Source organism: Pedobacter cryoconitis (genome assembly GCF_001590605.1).
In the GTDB taxonomy this organism is placed as follows: domain Bacteria; phylum Bacteroidota; class Bacteroidia; order Sphingobacteriales; family Sphingobacteriaceae; genus Pedobacter; species Pedobacter cryoconitis_A.
In genome coordinates this window covers 1536542-1554717 of the sequence record NZ_CP014504.1, presented here as the reverse complement: position 1 = coordinate 1554717, position 18176 = coordinate 1536542, and the positions used below count along the sequence as shown (strand labels likewise).

Below are 18176 nucleotides of genomic sequence, written 5' to 3'. Positions count from 1 at the left end.
AGAAAAAAGTATGATTGCTTATTTTTATGACTATCAAATAGCCCTTAATGCAGTCATCAGACACGATTGATTATAAAGAATTGTATGAATATTCCCGGAAGGAAAACATCCTTCTACGGGAAGAATTCAAGCAATTGCGTTTGGTAAATGAGCAACTACTTCACCGTTTGGAACAATTGCTCAAACTGAGCTTTGGCAGCAAAAGTGAACGCTATGTGGGCAAGGAACAAAGTCCTGGTCAGCTTCGTTTGGGGCTGACCGAAGAAGTTACCGTTGAAGTAAGCGTACCTGCATCTGTTGCAACTGAAAAAGCAAAACAGGTGCAGCCAGCACAGGAAAAGAAGAAGCACTTCGTGATTCCTGAAAGTATCGTGGACGAGATCCAGGAGATCCATCCTGATGTGATTCCTGAAGGCAGCAAATGCACCGGAAGTGAAATCTCTTATCGCCTAAAATGCAGTCCTGCCCGTTTGACAGCCAAAAAGATCATCCGTTATAAATACCTGTTACCTACACCTGCCGGTGATCCGGGCCTGACCAGCAAGATTATTATTGCACCTCTTCCTGATGAAGTGATCAGAAACTGTATGGCTGATGCCTCGCTGCTGGCGACGCTGATCATTGAAAAGTATTGCGACCACCTACCGGTGTACCGCCAGATGACCCGTTTTGATCGTACAGGAATCAAACTTGCACATTCTACACTGCTGGACTGGATTGCAAAGACCTGCACACTGTTAAATCCATTGTATGAAAAACTTAAACAGGAAGTCCTGCAAAGTAACTACCTGATGATGGATGAAACCACGATGAGGGTGATGGATAAAAGTAAAAAAGGAACTACCCACCGGGGGTATTTCTGGGCAGCACAGGCTCCGCCAGCTCAACTGGTATTCTTTGAATATCAGCCTGGGCGCAATCAGGAAGTGCCACAGGCACTGCTATCCGATTACAAAGGCTACCTCCAAAGTGACGGGTACAGCTGTTATGAGACTCTTGCAGTAAACAAGGATATCAAATTGTTATGTTGCATGGCGCATGCCAGGCGCTATTTCCTGGAATCAGAGAAAAATGACCCAAAAAGGGCTGCATATGCACTGAATGTCTTTGGGCAGCTTTATGATATTGAACGTGAAATCAAGGATAAAACTACCAGTGAGCGCAAGGAAGCCAGACAGGAACTTTCCAAACCTTTATGGATTCTCTTTGGGCAATGGCTTGAAGAAAATGCAGGAATGCTGAACGAGAAAAGTGCTATTCACAAAGCCTTTGCCTATACCATGAAACGATATAAACGGCTATCGGTATATATGGAAAACGGCACCTTAAACATCGATAACAACCCAATTGAGGGTAGTATAAGAGGGATTGCGCTCGGAAGAAAGAACTTTCTGTTCTGCGGTTCCCATGATGGAGCGCAAAGAAGTGCCATGTTATATTCTTTCATGGGAACATGCAAATTACAAGGCATTAATCCCATAGTCTGGATGGTAGATGTATTGAAAAAAATCAATATACAACCCGCTGACCAAATCCAAAATCTTTTACCGCACCGATGGAAAGAGCTGAAGGAAATCGAGCCTGTGCTGTAGTGTTAGCTTACTTTCTATTAATAAAAACATAAATAAATCTATATATCTTCATTTAATACATTGGCCATTATACAAAGAATGGTAGGATCTATTGAAAACAGATTGGTAGAACTCCACACCAAAGCCGTTTCTCTTTATTTAATGGGATTAAACTATATTTTAAAATACCAATATAATGAAACAAACACTATTAGGAGTTATTGGATTTATTTCAATTCTTTCTAGTTGTGAGGGGCTTTTACAAAGAAAATGTTCATCTGCCCGACTAGTCAGGAAATTGAAATAAGAATAATATCGCTAATGAATACAATTGTGATGTCAGCGTTGGACATGATAAAACCCTTAAACGAAAAAAGCTTGCAATCATATGATTTGCAAGCTTTTACGTAGTTTTGACACTATTCTCTGTGATCCCGCTGGGATTCGAACCTAGTTCAAATATCAGCGTTTGTTCAATATTTGGAGGGTTTTGAAAATGGCACTACCCGAATTGCTCACCTTTTTTACAATACGTTTTAGCTGCAAATGCTATACCTAAAGATAGATAATATTTTAGAGTAATGAAAATTGTGAGTATAATTTTTGATTTAAGAGAATAATGGTTCTAACAATTTTTGAAGTGCATCTTCTCTCTTCTTTCTGGCGCCTAAATCAGATGAAGCACGCAAATTAATGCTGTATTCTTTTATATTTTCATCAAATCCTATAGTTGGTATCTGTTCTTTATCAGTTGAAACGTATTTATCTATTAAATTACCAATGCCATTTAATAATGTTTCTCCAAGTGCTTTCTTTACTTGACCTAAAGGAAGAAGATCTTTTCTATTAGATAACAGAACAAAAAGTGTATAAAAGTCAGTTTTCTTTGACCATCTAGTTTTATTGATGTTAGGCAGTAAATGGGAGATTTCTCTGGTAACTAAGTCAAATGTATATATGGTTTCATCCCGTTGAGGAAATTCGTCCTCATATATCTCGTAATATTTATCCAAAGTCAACTTCTTATTTTGGACTCCATGAATAGAGGCTACTGCCAATTCGCTAATAAATTCTACATCTAACATCCTTTTGACATCTTTTGGTGTAAAAACTCCTAAAATTCTCCATACATCGTTGTCAGCAATTTCGTTCATAGTCTGAATAAATTGACCCCAATAAGTCGCTTGCCTAAGTTCTTGAGCATTTAAGACGACATTATTTCTGTTTAATCGCGAAAAAATCTCTCTAATTTCAGGATCTGACATTTCTGGCAATAATCTTACTACAAAGGAATAACTATAAATTTTCTTTTTTTGATCGGTACTCAAGTCATCAAAGCTCATTTCTGCATAACTAGGGCTATCCTTTCCGTCAATTTGAAATTGGTTATCTATAAAATCTAAGCAAGCAGTTATTCTTTGCTGCCCGTCTACAACTATATATAGTTTAGAACCATCACCACTTATTATATCTTGCATATATAATTCAGGAACAGGATAGCTATTTAATATGGAGTCTATTAAGAAGCTTTTCTGTTTGTCTGTCCAAACAAGATTTCTTTGGAATTGGGGCTTCATTTGAAGCTGGTGGAATTCATTTGCCTGTTTAAACCAAGCGATATCTCTGTGTGTGGTTTGTATGATATTTGACATATTATAATTATTGTTGCATAAGCAATTGGTCTTTTGCTAGACCAACTGATATGTTTTGGTATGATTTCAACGATTCAAAATCTTTATATATTCTAAAATTAATTGATTTATCTAATGTCGGCTCAACTGTCATCATTTCGACCATTGCTTCTAACCAAATAGTTCCAAAAGGTAATAGATGTACTATTTTATCGGTTGCTATTGTTCCATAATAAATCAATCTTGTGCGATGGTCATCAATAGCATTTTTTTCTTTTTGCTTTAAACGATGATATTTTGTGCCAATATTTCTTAAAAAATGCCATGCAATATCAAAATAATGATCTGAGATTATTGCAACGTCAATATCTGAAGTAGCAGAGAATTGCTTGAAATTTTTAACAGGATTTAAGCTATATCCTACTGAAGAACTTCCAGTAATTACTATCGCTCTACTATCAACACCAATTAGCTTTGATAGTCGTTCCTTCCAATTTATGTAAAGGTCTAAATCATCATTAAATATAAATGGTATTCTTTCTAAAACCCATTTAGAAGTAGTATAATTAATTGGTTTTGTTAAGATATCATTAAAAAGTGCTTCTTTCATTTAAACCAGACTAACGTTAGTAAATGTCACAATGTAGGTAAAATAAATAAAACTATTTCTCGCATGATAGGATTTAAAAATGAACCACAACTGTGAATATTTTCAGATTAGCGTTGAAGTGATCATTTTATATTTAATTATATAAAATTTCATACTTTTAAAGTTATATGGGATACCCAGATAAACATTATGTCATGAGGGAATGGAATGTTTTTGACTGTAAATTGGCCCAAAAAATGATTCATGATATACTTAAGAATTACCGAGTAGATCCTGGGAGGGAATTTTTCACCTTAGATATGAGTTCGATTTGTAAAACCGTCCAATTAGTTGTAGATGAAATTAATGAAGGTCATTAACTATAATAAGAGCTCAACTGCAAAAATCAGGGGTTATTCAATATTTAGAGGGTTTTGAAATGGTAATACCCGAATCGCTCACCTTTTTTTTAATACGCTTTAGCTGCAAATGCTACTCAAATATAGTATTTAAAGATTATTAATAAGAGCCTCATCTTTAACTAATCTTATTTATAATCTCCGCTCTGATTCCTTTCAGGAAAAAATGTAGGTGTACTATATATTTATCTCCTGGTTTTGGACTAAAAGTATTAAAGGAATCTTTAAGTAGACGACATTTAAGCTGCATTTCAGATATTTTTAAATTTGTGAATCCTTTCTGTGTATTGTATATAATACCCGTAAATGATTTAATTTCATAATTCTCATCAAGCCATAATTCATGTAGATCAGGATTTATGTTTGAGTCTAGATTCATAATACTATGAATATGATCACTAACATATGTGAAATTTAAGTTGTAAGATTCAGCAACATATGAATAGAAATGGTATCTGAGCCTATCCTTAGCGGGAAAGTTATATCCCATTTTTATTAAATTAAAATATTTTTGTCTATTATCAAAAATATTCAGGTTTCTGCCATAATAAGTAAATAATAACTTTGCTACTTCGTTATTATAGATCAAATTCTCTAATTCTGGAATGAGTGCAAAGGCCTTATCTTCCAACTTCTTTTGGGACAAATAATTGTATTTAAGAACCAAAGAATATGGTCTAGTATCTTCGTTTTCATATAGTTCTTCTAAGTAGTCAATCAATGATGTATCTGAAGGGCTAAGTGATGATTCCAGACTTCTATAATATTGATATTTTAATTTTAGAATCTTATCAAGATCCTCGAAAATTGAGTTTATAGCAAAATCAAATAGACCTTGAATTTTTATATGTAATAATAGTAAGTCGGTCTCTTCCAAATTTAGTTTATCCAAAACCCAAAGTTCTAAATTTAAATTGTCTACATAACTAAATGAACTAAACGGATCTTCAAGTCTTTTTACTTCGAATAAATCTCTAGCCTCCTCTAGATTTATCCATGTATTAGCATAATTTCCATTTCGCTGGTATATCTTTGCTAACTCAAAATGTAATACGGCTCTGCGATGAATTAAGCGATGATTTCTATGATCTAAAAAGGATTCGGCATATCTAATTTTATCAATACCTTTTTTTATTGAAGTTTCTGTTCTTCTCAATTGTAGATTGAGTGCATAATGTTGAACAAAATGTGGATTTGTTTCAAAAATAGGGTCTGCTATGTCAAATAGTATGTTCATTCGATCTTCAGGAAATGCATTATTGTATCGCAATGATTTTATGAGATCTACAAAAAGCTTAGCACTGTAATCAGATTCTATCAAGTGGCTAACTATTTTCTTGACTTTATCGAATTTTTGATCTTGATTTTTTAAGATTCTTGAAACTAGATGTTCAGAAATAATTGAGTGCCGGGTTCTAAAATAAATATCAGGACTGGAAGAACCAGTTATATAATCTTGTATTAAAATCCCTTTGGAGTCATATTTTAAAACATCTTGTTCAAATTCAGCCCAATCTTTTGAGACTAATCTCATAAGTAGACCAGATGGCATTAAAATTTTATATTGATACAACAGGGAAGTAAATAAAAATGCATCTTTAGCCGTTTTTGATAATTGAAAATAGGCACTATAAATGATGTCATCAAAATTATTATTTGTTATCATTGAAATCAATGAGATAAACGTATCTCCTTGGAAATCTTTAATTATGGTATTAATTAATTGACGTTTCTCACCGGGATCTCTAAATTTGACCAAGTCAACACCACTAAGTTTATCAACTAATTCGGATGCTTCCAATTCATTTATTTTACTATCTATATTTAGTTGGTGAACGTTCTTGTACTTGTAAGCATTAGTGAACTTAATTAGAATATTCTCTCTAATGGAGACGATGAAATATATATTAAATTTGGAGAATTGTTCAGAGCTTAATTTGTTCCTTAAATCCATAAATTCTTTGAAAGAACTATCAATTTCTACTTCTTGACAAGTTATTATAATGTTCTCAGCATCGGTTAGTGAAAATAACTCTCCTAAATCCTGGGTGCGTAAAATTGATAAGTCATAAAATTCAAATGCTAAAGCATTTAGTGAAACATCATGAATTAATGAATTTATTAATCTATACGCAAAAGTAGATTTTCCTGTTCCAAAGCTGCCAGTTAGGAAAATAACAGGTATAGACTTTTCTGCATTTTTTTTTATAATCTTTATAATTTCACCTCTTATATCATCTAGTTTAGATGTTTTTATAACATCATTATTCTTCCTGACAGTATCATAAGAAGGTTTTTCTCCTTGGTAAAATAAAATCGGGTTGGTTGATGGAATTTTCGAAGAATCAGATAATTGAATAATATTATTACCAAGCGCCAACTTTAATTTTGATGGAATAGAAATAGATTCATCATTGATGTTTTTAAAAGTTATAGATTTCCGAATAACTACTGAAGCAGCTTTCGTTTCTTCCCAAGCAATAAATCTTTTAAAAAGACTTTCGACATCTAATTTTATAACAAAAATCCCCTTTTCTTTCAAATAATCTAATCTACCATCTTGTATATAAGGATCAAAACAAATAATAGGCTTTCTGTGTCTAAAATTAAATGAATCAAAATACTTTATTAAATTTTTTGAAATCGGGTCAGTAAATGAATATCCGATTGTAACAAATTTACTGTTTGGTGGAAGATCACTCAATGACTGTAAAACTGAATTATGATATTTTTTTTGACTAATAAAATCCTTTGTCGAGAATATCAGTGGATACTTGTTTTTATCGCTTATACACCCATTTAATTTAATATATTTAAGAATACTATTACTGGGCTGTCCTCTTGTTTCTGATATATTTCTAATTGGTCTAAGAGATTTATTTTCGTTATATGTGTTTTGAATGGAATCGAAAGCTCTTTCTAATATCAAATCCACGTTAGTGGTGATGATTTGATTCCAATTAGCGCTAGCAATTATTTTATGTGTGTCTGTCGGAATTAACTTAGAAAGTAACGTGGAAATGTAATTATCAAAGTCATCACGAACAAAGTTTGGCATGGCGCTGATCATATCCATGAATTCAACTAAATCTGAAATACCTAATTGGATTGCTAATTTAGATTCGTAATAATCAATAATTTGGCTGCCAAGGAATTTTTTGTCTGTAACAGAAGATCCTGCTCCCAAGAATAAGGTGACGTCACCACGTTGGATTGAAGGAAATAATTCTTGAGTGAGGTAATTCTCAAGTATATCATCATCATTGAGTATATGATTCATTTATGAGCATTAATTATTTGAGAATGTTAATATCTTTTTTACAATATAAGATGGATTATTTTGTAAACAAGCATAATATTGAAATTTATATTTTTTTTCACCAAACAATATTCTAAAAATTTAAATATAACAATTTACTTATTGTGTCTTTTATATCTTTTTCAATATGAATCTATGATCATATTGTGAAGCTTCCTTGAATAACTATTGATAAACGTATTTCAGGACGAGTTAAATGAGCAAACGGAAGTTGGGCAGTTGCCCTACTAGGCCCTATAATATAAGACATTGAGGGAGCAAGTTAATGTTTTTGCTATACAAAAACTCTTTTACCGCTCCCGTTGGTCACACCGGTCAAGGTCATAGTTTCATATTTGCCCGCGCTCATTTTCGGCCTGCAAAACTGAAGGGTTTTGCTCTGGCATTTACGGAAAAGGCATTGCCTTCAACATCGGCCAGTGCTAAAAACAACGGATTGAGCTTAACTATTAATAGCATAATTTCAAACCAGATGACCTATAGGTTATCAGTAATATACTTAGTTCTGTCTGCTAAGACTGCTTTTAACCATTGCCTCATGACTTTTCTTCCTGCTTCTTCGGGTATAGCATTGTCACCACCCATTTTTACCAGTTTAAGGAGTGTACTGTTGAATATACTCAGGTAGTGATTTTACAACAAGCATTTTAAGGAAATAGACAACCTCAATTTACAGAGCTGGTAATCTTCAGCATATATTTGCTTATTGATCAGTATCCCAACGCTCATTGTGGCCTGCGAAACCCCATCGCACATAAGCCAGCCCACCGTTCTCGCTCTGGGCATTTACGGAGTGGTGTGCCTTGGTTTCCTGCCATTGTACATTGGCTTTGCAGTATACAATTGGTACCGTGGACACTTTATATATCAGTTGTTGTGGCCGATCAATTTTACTCTAGTTTTATATTATTGAGTAACATTATTCTTCATAAATGCATCAATGACTATTATATTCAGGTCTTTAGGGAGGGAATGCCCCATCCCTTCGATTTTCATAAAACATGCATTCGGAATTGAGTTGGCGATATCTTTGCCACACGCTAGGGGAAATAAAGGGTCTTCTGATCCATGAACTACTAATGTAGGTATGTTGATTTTTTTTAATCGATCCAAGTCATAAGATGTTAATGCCATTGCACAGATTTGTCCAAGGATATTAGCTGATGGCGACCTTTGCAGGTCTTTTAAAATATTTTCTTTTTCGTCTTCTAGCTTAATTGGAAAACCACTTCCCGTTATGGCCTTGACAAATTCTAGTCTCTTTTCCAGATATAAATCTAACTCCTCTTTGAAATTGGGCATTGGGCGAAGCATTAAACCCATTACTTCTGCTTTTGGCTGGGGCAAAGTAGGATTTAAAGAAGTCGACATAATAATGGTTAAACTCTCTATCCGTTCTGGATAATCTGATGCGATGATTTGTGCCACTATTCCACCTAAAGAGCGACCCATTACATGAACTTTTTCGATCTTCAATTCATCCAACAGAGAAATAACATCATTGGCCATGTCCGCCAATTTATAAGCATTTTCTGGCTGTTTTCCCTGTTGCAGAAGGCCCATCATTTCACTCACATTCTTTATATCAAATTCTATAAAGGTCGATAAACCTGAATCTCTATTGTCAAAACGAATAACTCTAAATCCGTTATCTACAAATTCTTGACAAAATGAAGAGCTCCAACTTGTCAATTGACTTCCTAATCCTGAAATCAACAATACTGTTTTGGTATTTTCAGGCCCCATGACATCGTAGAAAAGGGCAATTTTATTTAGCTTTGCAAATGGCATTTTCAGTAAAATTAATAATGTTCAACCTCATTCTTTAACAAGCTTTCATTCACAGCCTGTTTCATTTTGGTCAGTTCTTTTCGATAATCAAAAAATTGATTCTCATTTTCTTTTAACACCGCAATCATCTCAAAGCTGAAAATATTTTCCCCTAGGGTAGTCCAATCATTTTGTAGCTCGGCGTTTTCAAATTGTCCGTTTTTCAACATAAATTTGGTTTTATTTATCCAGGCCTCTGCATTAAGGGTAGGTTTTAAAAATACTTTTCTATTTTCTTTATTTTTTATAACGAGAATCCCCATCTCCACATTCTTGTTTTCAAATTCTTCCCTGTATCTCTTTTTTACGTTTTTATCCATTGTATTATTTTAATTAAACTTTGCAATCAAATCATTTAAGACATCCATCATTATGCTGTGATTTTTCTTTTTCAAAGAGGAGAAAATTTCTTCGGCAACTTCTTCTGCAGTTAATTTAGCCTCTTCAAATATCTGTTCACCTGCTTTGGTCAATACAACATAGCTCACTCGTGCATCACGAGCATTCGACTGCCGATCGACTAAACCTATTTTCTCCATCGGAGCAAGTAATCTTGTAATTCCAGATGCAGTAATGCCCATTTTACTTGCCAAATCAATTCTTCTAGATTGATTACCGGGGCTATTTTTCAATAGATAAAGTATGATGAAATCACTCATACCCAGACCGTGCATATTCAGTTTATCGAATTTTTTTGAAAGAATCGATTGAGTTTTTATAATAGCCAAAGCCGAATTTAAATTTTCACTGATCATTGAAAAGTATTTGAGTTGTTAAGTAGTTACAAACATAGCGTTTTTATTTTGACACCAAATATATTTTATGGTTTTTAATAGATGTATCGTTACCGGTAATTTAAAAACCACGCATCGCAATAGCAATACGTGGTCAGTATTTAGAAGGTGATAAGCCTGTGTTACCAAGTCTCTTCCATGACAGGGATGACAGTGTGTTTTTCCCGTATTAATGCAATGTCAGCGCTTATTTTTGATTCTGTAACTTCATTAGCTTTGGTATGTTGAGCAACAAATTTCCTCATAAGAGGCGCCATATCTTCACTTACTTTGGTATCCAGTACCTTGGCGTATAATTGTGTGGTACGTATATTAGTGTGTCCAAGCATTTTAGACACACTTTCTATAGGTACGCCATTCAATAAAGTTACCGTAGTGCCAAAAGTCCGCTTCGCTATCCGGTTGCCCAATGTTTTATTAACCCCTGAAAGTGCCGCAATTTCAACCAGTGGGCTAGGCCAACAGCGCTTTGCCACCTTGCGGTGGTAAGTCTCTGCTAACCCGCCCCCGAACCGTACGTACATGTCTCCATGTATACGGCTCTCCATTGTCAACATAACTTTACTTATCATAGCTTTTATGGATTAATGCATCACAGCCTTGACAGACTGCGAGTGTTTTACGATGGCGTTTGATCATCACTGCATTCCATTTGGTATCAGCTTTAAGCTGATTAATGTTACGTACGTGATGCATCACGAGGTCTCCCATTACACCGCAAAGTTCACACTTTCTCTCTCTGAGCCTTTCCACAAGTGTGGGGGCAGGAAGATACATGGTATTGGGAGCCTTGTCGTAATAATTATCCTCGTAGATGTCTTTGAAGCGTTTACATCTGAATCCCCCATTATACCACACTCTTTGTTTCGCGTTGCCTTTATTATCCCTATAGGGGATGACCACATCCGTCCCGTCTCTATACTTCTCAAGTATTTGTCCGACAGTTCTTTTGTGCTTACGGCCGAGCGTTTTGAGCATGCTATATTTCATGAAGTAATTGAACTTCCATCCCCGATAGCCGATGTTGTCTGCGATGGAATAGTAGTTGTAGAATCCCCGCAATTCAAGATTGTATTGCGCCATGATATCTGCATCTTGCCTATTCACCATATACTTGCGAGACGATGGCTTAAGCGTTTGTTTCCTGTCTACTTGTGTGATAAGCACAGCGTTATAGGACTGAAGTCGCTTAAGTACGGTTTCGTAAGATAAATTTAAGACAATTGTTCCTGACCACGGACGGCGCTGTAGTCCACATCGTGTACGCGTGTGGTCCATGGACCGGCGTGCAGTGATTTCGTATCCAAGGAATTTTGCGGGTTCTTGTGCGCTGGTAATCAAAGTCTTCTCTTCAGACATTTCCAATTTGAGTTTTTCACTCATGAAAGTGGTAATATCAGCTTTGATTTTTTCACATTCTCCCTTGCTGCCGATTACTCCGATGAGGAAGTCATCAGCATACCTTATGTACTTCAATCTTTTGAACGTGTCATCCATGTCCCTTGTTGCTGGAATATCCAGCATTTCCGTACGCATTTCGGCCATTTTCAATTTCAGTTCAGCTTTGCGGTTTTCATCCGTTTCCGCTTCCAGTTTCCATCGTAATGCATTTCTCTGATTCCGGTTACGCTGATACTCAGTGGTTAGTCTACGTGATTTGCCTTTATTGAAACTTTCTGCATACTGTTTTACATACTTATCGAACTTGTCAAGGTAGATGTTAGCCAGGATAGGACTAATGATTCCGCCTTGCGGTGTTCCTGAGTAGGTATTGTTGTATGTCCAGTTCTCCATATAGCCAGCATTCAGGAACTTACGGATTAAACGCAGGAAACGATCATCAGAGATACGTTCTCTGAGGATATCGATCATTACATTATGGTTGATATTATCAAAGAAACCTTTGATATCGCCCTCAATAAACCATCGTGTTCCCTTGAATGTAACCTTAATGTCCCTTAATGCCGTGTGGCAGCTTCTGTTGGGACGGAAGCCATGTGAGGTGTCTTCAAATTGCCCCTCATAGATGGCTTTCAGAATCATATGTACCACTTCCTGCACGAGTTTATCCTCAAAAGAGGGAATACCCAACGGGCGTTTCGTTCCATTCTTCTTGGGTATATACACCCGGCGGGCAGGATGAGGCTGATACGATTCGTCTCTCAGACTTGCCACAAGTTTCTGAATGCGGTGAATGCTCATTCTGTCGACGGTTCTGCCGTCGGTGCCCGGCGTCATATTACCTTGATTGGCATATTTACGCTGATAGGCGATGAAAAACATTTCCTCATTAAACAGAATTCGGTAGAGCCTTTGGTAACGGTAGCCCGAATCTTTGCTATGTTCGCATAAAGCGTTTAATACTTGCACTGGATCTCTCATACGTCTCACACGTTTTCCTTAGTTTGTATTAAGTTGACAACTGCTTCCCTTCGCCATGTACAGGGTATTACCCTGCTCGGACTACTACGGAAGCTCCGTTTCCATATCGGGTATTCAGTATCTTTATACATAGCCCTTTTTTTTTTATATATGGGCATCCCGACTTAGGAAATCCCCGTTTAGCTTCGTAATGACTGTTAGCGCGACAGACTGTCGGATGCGACTTTCGTTCTTTTCTCCGCTTATTGCGGTTGTGCCGTAGCGGTGTTCTATGCTCTCAAAGGCTACCTGTCAATTGAGATAGCTACGGTGTGACAATACAACTGCCTTTCGTCACAGGTTCAACATGCCCCACTGAACTATCATTCAACCAGTATAGGCTTCATCCTCGTGTCTGTCTTTCTCCCCAGCAATGCACTCGCCTTTGGCAATTAAAGCGGCCATGCTGTAAACCGACATGCTACACTCCCTATCAGGTTTCCCCTCCAGATAAGTCGGTCGGGAGTAGACTTGGAACCTAGTCTAGTCTCTTGCTAAAGAGACATTCATTACGCAACCTTTACGGGCGCACGATATTCGTTCATTTTCTGATTGCTGGAGATTGGTAACGCCCTGTTGTTAGGGAGGCAATAAGGGTGATCTTTATATTTATCAAGGATACTTGCCGCTATTGGAAGCAAGGGGATTGCCACCCTTGTATCTGTTTTTTTTCGGTAGGTAAATATCCACCTTTCCCCATCAACCCCAATACTTACGTCGGCTAGTTTAAGTTTTTGAACATCCGCATAGGAAAGTCCGGTATAGCAACTGAAAAGAAAAAAGTCCCTTACCTGCGATAACCTATCAGTTGTAAACCGTTTTTGGGTAATCTTCTGCAATTCATCAGCCGTTAAAAACTCCCTGTGGACAGGCTTGGATTTTAGCGTATGGCCAAAGAAGGGATCAGTACTGATCCATTTATATTTCCGGCAGATGCTTACGATCTTTTTGAGATTTTTAATATGCTTGTTTGCAGTATTGGTATCGTTTTCCTTTACCGTATGCAGGTAGAAGTCAAAACCGTCGATAAACTCATGGTCAATACGTTTTACATTAAAATCGGTTCTGTTGTATTTGGCTGCAATGAACTCTTCTACATGCCTTTCCAATACTTCAAATCTTCTAAGCGTTCCAGGCGCATATTCTTCTTTCTCCACCAATGCTTTCATTTTTTCATTGTGGGTTTTAATGGCTTCTAGTATAGTGTGCGCTTTTTCTTCTTTGCCTAAGAATTTGCATTTAACACTATCAGCAGTTATTTCGGCTCCGTCCACGCTTAGCTGGCTATGGGCTGCATAAACTTCCGCTTTCATATTTTCCAGATAGGCATTCAAAGTTTTAACATCTTCCTTTGTGCCTATGACTTTTCCGGCTTTTGCATTCCACCGCTCCGGTTCGCAATTTCTGCTTGTTGACATTTCCGCACGAACCCCGTCCACCGTAATTCTTAAAAAGATAAAGTAAACAGCCCCTTTTGTAGAGTTTTTTGGCTTTTTCAAAAAGAAAAGCACGCTAAAATTAGTTTTCATAACGATAACATTAAGGTTAAACAAAAATAGCTTTGCAGTTTCATTCATACAAGATGTTCATCTATTAAACTAGTTGAATATCAATGTCTTAATACGAATTAGGGGAGTTTGATATTATAAAGAACGACGCACCGAATGACGCACATTTTATATGCGATTTCGCGCATATTTTGGCATAACCCGTAAAAGAAAAAACCCTGCAATCATTTGATTTGCAGGGTTTTAGTTCTCTTTGATATTGTTTCTTGTGATCCCGCTGGGATTCGAACCCAGGACCACTACATTAAAAGTGTAATGCTCTACCAGCTGAGCTACGGAATCAATTCCCTTTTTGAAGGACTGCAAAGGTAGAAATTTAATATTAACATGCAAATCCTCATGAAAATAAAATGCCTTTAACTAGTCAACAAGCTGTTTTCCAATAGAATTAATTTTAACCCATCCGATTTAAAACCAAAACAGGGCAAGGATAATCATACACCTGCCCTGTTTAATTACTATAATAAACCTATTTTGCCGGTTTACTACCCATATAAAATGTTAGTTTACCACCGTCAGTGATCTCACCATGCTTAATCGTGTGCGTAGTAATCGCCTTACCATTCAGTAAAACCTTTTGTACATACACATTTTTATCACTCTGGTTAATCGCATCCACAGTAAACGTTTTTCCATTCTCCAGTTTCAACACCGCAGATTTTACAGCAGGGCTACCCAAAGAATATTCATCCGAACCAGGTGCTACAGGATAGAAACCTAGTGAAGAGAATATATACCAGGCACTCATCTGTCCGCAATCATCATTTCCACCTAAACCATCAGGCGCATTTTTATACTGCATTTTCAAGATCATTCTTATCCTGGATTGAGTTTTCCAAGGCTGATCAGTCCAGTTATATAAATAAGCAACATGATGTGCCGGCTCATTACCATGCACATAACCTCCAACAATCCCTTCTCTGGTAATATCCTCGGTATCCGCAAAAAACTCATCAGGTAAATGCATGGTAAACAAGGTATCTAATCTGCTTGCAAACTTCTGCTTCCCTCCCATACGCTCAATCAGTAATTTTGGATTCTGCGGAACAAAAAAGCTATAGTTCCATGAATTACCTTCGATAAAGCCCTGACCATGTGTACTCATCACATCAAATTTCTTCTGGAAAGTACCATCAGCCATTTTAGCACGCATAAATCCTGTTGAAGAATCAAAATTATTCTCCCAGTTTCCAGAACGTTTCATGTATTCCTGATAAATATCCTGCTTATTCAGTTTTTTAGCCAATTGGGCAATACACCAATCATCGTAGGCATATTCCAATGTATTGGAAATGGAAACGCCACTTTTCTCAGCAGGAATAAAGCCTTTATCAATATAATCACCTATTCCTTCATAATCCCTGCGGTTAGAAGTTACGATACAAGCTGCAAGGGCCGCTTCAGGATCACCATTATAAACACCCTTAATAATCGCGTCAGTAACTACTGAAACGCTATGGTAACCACTCATGCACCAATTATCATTTGCATAATGCGACCAGATAGGCAACATCTTCAATGAATTCTGATCGTAATGCGCCATCATAGACTTCACCATATCATTGTTGCGTGATGGCTGAATCAGGTTAAAAAACGGGTGTAAAGCTCTGTAAGTATCCCATAAAGAGAAAGTTGTGTAATTGGTAAAACCTTTCGTCTCATGAATCCCCTGATCCAGTCCTTTATACTGACCATTTACATCTGTATAAACTGTTGGATTGATAAAAGCATGATACATTGCGGTATAAAAGTTCACCTTATCATCTTCAGATGTATTGACCGTAATCTTATTTAATTCTTTGTTCCACTCCTCTTTTGCCTGTTTTTTAACCTGCTCAAAATCCCAGCCTGGTATTTCAGCACGCATATTTTCTAAGGCATTTTCCTGGCTTACCGGCGAAATTGCAAACTTGATCTTCACTTTTTCCTGATCTTCAGTTTTAAAGTCAAAATACATTCTTATCTGTTTACCAGCAATTTCAGGGAAATTTTTTGTCTGGTCAAACTTACCCCAGAATCCTTTATATGCCTGTTTGCGGTCATAATTTTTCTGACCATATTTCACAAATGGTTTTGAAAATGACATCGCAAAATAAACCGTTCTTGTTCTTGCCCAGCCATTAGTCTGACGGTAACCTGTTACCAGAGAATCATTGACTACACGCACATAAGTCCAGACATTCTTGTCTTCATAATTATATATACCGGCAATCAGGTCCAGAATAATATGCGACTGGTCAGATTTAGGAAATGTATACTGATGCATGCCCACTCTTTTTGTAGCAGTCAGTTCTGCAAGAATGTGATCATCGTCTAATTTAACTTTGTAATATCCTGCTTCTGCAACTTCATTCTGATGCGAAAAAGCAGAACGGAACCCACCTTTAGGATCAGAAGCCACACCCGGATTTAATTGTAATTTGCCTTGTGTGGGCATAATCAGAAAATCTCCAAGGTCTGAGTGACCAGATCCGCTGAAATGTGTATGACTAAATCCAACTATCGTTTTATCTTCATAACGGTAGCCCGCACAATACTTGTAAACATCGCCATTATATTTTCCGTTCAGCTCATAGGATAAGGTATCTGTTTCCGGACTCAACTGAACAGCACCGAATGGAACTACTGCCCCTGGATAAGTATGTCCCATTTTCTGCGTTCCGATGATTGGCTTTACATATTTAGCAAGATCTTGCTGCGCATGACCGATAAAAGGAATAAATAAAATACTGTAAAATAGAAATTTCTTCATCAATTAGTCTGTTTTGGTTTGTTTTTTATTAAACGCCTAATATATCACATAAGATTGTAAAACGCTGTATCATATGTGCTATAACGTTTAATCATACTTTTCATTTACCTTTTTACAAGGATCTGACTCCTTAAAAAATGAATCTTTAACTAAAATCAGTTATTTTTGTCTCATATTAAAATACAATGAGTAAAAGGGGTAGAATTCTGGTAGCCATGAGTGGCGGTGTAGATAGTTCAGTAGCAGCAGTAATGTTACACGAACAAGGGTATGAAGTTATTGGTTTAACGATGAAGACCTGGGACTATGCAACATCCGGAAGCAGTAGTAAAGAAACCGGTTGCTGCAGTCTGGACAGTATCAATGATGCCCGTACCTTAGCAGTTAATTATGGCTTTCCACATTATATATTAGACATCAGAGAAGAGTTTGGTGATTATGTAATTGATAATTTTGTTGACGAATATCTTGCAGGCCGCACACCAAATCCATGTGTGTTATGTAATACCCATATCAAATGGGAAGCATTACTAAAACGTGCAAATAAACTAGACTGTGAATTTATAGCAACCGGTCATTACGCAAATGTCAGACAACATGACAATGGCAGACATGTAATTTCCAAAGGACTGGATGAAAATAAAGATCAGTCTTATGTGTTATGGGGCGTTTCTCAGGAAAACCTTGCACGTACACAGTTTCCTTTAGGATCTTTCGCCAAAGCTGATATCAGACAAATGGCGCTGGATATGGGACAGGAAGAACTGGCAAAAAAGAGTGAGAGTTACGAAATCTGTTTCGTACCTGAAAATGATTACCGTTCTTTCTTAAAACATAAAGTAGAAGATTTGGAAGACCGTGTTGCAGGTGGAAATTTCATTACCAGCGATGGAATGATCGTTGGACAGCATAAGGGATATCCTTTTTATACAATCGGACAGCGTAAAGGACTGGGCATCGCTTTTGGTGAGCCTATGTTTGTGACTCAGATCCTTCCGGAAAGTAATACGGTTATGCTGGGCAGAGCCGAAGAATTAGAAAGAAGTGAAGCCATGGTACGTAACATTAACCTGATTAAATATGAGAATATTTTTGAACCCATGGATAATGTGATTACTAAAATACGCTATAAAGATGCAGGTATGTTAAGTACCATCGTTCAGGAAAAAGACAGAATGCGTGTGGTATTTGACCATAATGTATCTGCGATTGCACCTGGACAATCGGCTGTTTTCTATGAAGGAAACGACCTTTTAGGGGGCGGTTTCCTTGTTTAAACAGG

13 protein-coding genes and 1 tRNA gene are annotated in these 18176 nt (G+C 36.7%); 3 read left to right on the top strand and 11 right to left on the bottom strand.

The annotated features are described in order from the left end of the window. Positions 1–47 precede the first annotated feature (47 nt). Positions 48–1592, top strand: a complete 1545-nt coding sequence (gene tnpC, locus AY601_RS06615; RefSeq protein ID WP_068398220.1) for an IS66 family transposase — start codon at positions 48–50, stop codon at positions 1590–1592. 587 nt (positions 1593–2179) lie between these two features. Here the strand turns inward: tnpC and AY601_RS06610 are convergent. Next, positions 2180–3223 carry a GmrSD restriction endonuclease domain-containing protein gene (locus AY601_RS06610; RefSeq protein ID WP_068398217.1) on the bottom strand — a complete coding sequence of 348 codons (1044 nt, stop codon included), beginning with the start codon at positions 3221–3223 and terminating at the stop codon, positions 2180–2182. A gap of 7 nt (positions 3224–3230) precedes the next feature. After that, on the bottom strand, positions 3231–3812 hold the full coding sequence (locus AY601_RS06605; RefSeq protein WP_068398215.1) for a hypothetical protein: 582 nt from the start codon (positions 3810–3812) through the stop codon (positions 3231–3233). 167 nt (positions 3813–3979) lie between these two features. On the opposite strand from AY601_RS06605, the gene AY601_RS26315 reads away from it, so the two are divergent. After that, the gene (locus AY601_RS26315; RefSeq protein ID WP_068398212.1) at positions 3980–4171 is read left to right on the top strand and encodes a GIY-YIG nuclease family protein; all 192 of its coding nucleotides are present in this window, start codon (positions 3980–3982) and stop codon (positions 4169–4171) included. A gap of 157 nt (positions 4172–4328) precedes the next feature. On the opposite strand, the gene AY601_RS06595 is transcribed toward AY601_RS26315, so the two are convergent. From AY601_RS06595 to AY601_RS06555, 9 genes are all read right to left on the bottom strand, one after another. After that, positions 4329–7490, bottom strand: a complete 3162-nt coding sequence (locus tag AY601_RS06595) for an SIR2 family protein (protein ID WP_068398209.1) — start codon at positions 7488–7490, stop codon at positions 4329–4331. Between the two features lie 945 nt (positions 7491–8435). Then, the gene (locus tag AY601_RS06590) at positions 8436–9320 is read right to left on the bottom strand and encodes an alpha/beta fold hydrolase (RefSeq protein WP_068398206.1); all 885 of its coding nucleotides are present in this window, start codon (positions 9318–9320) and stop codon (positions 8436–8438) included. Between the two features lie 11 nt (positions 9321–9331). After that, positions 9332–9679 (bottom strand): GIY-YIG nuclease family protein, encoded by a 348-nt coding sequence (locus AY601_RS06585; protein WP_068398203.1) that lies wholly within the window; start codon positions 9677–9679, stop codon positions 9332–9334. 9 nt (positions 9680–9688) lie between these two features. After that, positions 9689–10114 (bottom strand): MarR family winged helix-turn-helix transcriptional regulator, encoded by a 426-nt coding sequence (locus AY601_RS06580; RefSeq protein WP_068398201.1) that lies wholly within the window; start codon positions 10112–10114, stop codon positions 9689–9691. A gap of 161 nt (positions 10115–10275) precedes the next feature. Then, a complete protein-coding gene (locus AY601_RS26310) occupies positions 10276–10677 on the bottom strand; it encodes a hypothetical protein (protein WP_420480557.1) in 402 nt (133 codons plus the stop codon). 37 nt (positions 10678–10714) lie between these two features. After that, positions 10715–12535: a reverse transcriptase/maturase family protein gene (locus AY601_RS06570; RefSeq protein ID WP_068395848.1), complete on the bottom strand. Its 1821-nt coding sequence runs from the start codon at positions 12533–12535 to the stop codon at positions 10715–10717. Positions 12536–13083: 548 nt separating this feature from the next. Next, positions 13084–14103: a site-specific integrase gene (locus AY601_RS06565; RefSeq protein WP_084359516.1), complete on the bottom strand. Its 1020-nt coding sequence runs from the start codon at positions 14101–14103 to the stop codon at positions 13084–13086. Positions 14104–14351: 248 nt separating this feature from the next. Next, positions 14352–14424: transfer RNA gene (locus AY601_RS06560), tRNA-Lys, on the bottom strand. A gap of 187 nt (positions 14425–14611) precedes the next feature. Continuing rightward, positions 14612–16894, bottom strand: a complete 2283-nt coding sequence (locus tag AY601_RS06555) for a GH92 family glycosyl hydrolase (protein WP_068398195.1) — start codon at positions 16892–16894, stop codon at positions 14612–14614. A 185-nt stretch (positions 16895–17079) separates the two neighbouring features. Between AY601_RS06555 and mnmA the strand changes: the two genes are divergently transcribed. After that, a complete protein-coding gene (gene mnmA, locus AY601_RS06550) occupies positions 17080–18171 on the top strand; it encodes a tRNA 2-thiouridine(34) synthase MnmA (RefSeq protein ID WP_068398193.1) in 1092 nt (363 codons plus the stop codon). The last annotated feature ends 5 nt before the right edge of the window (positions 18172–18176 follow it).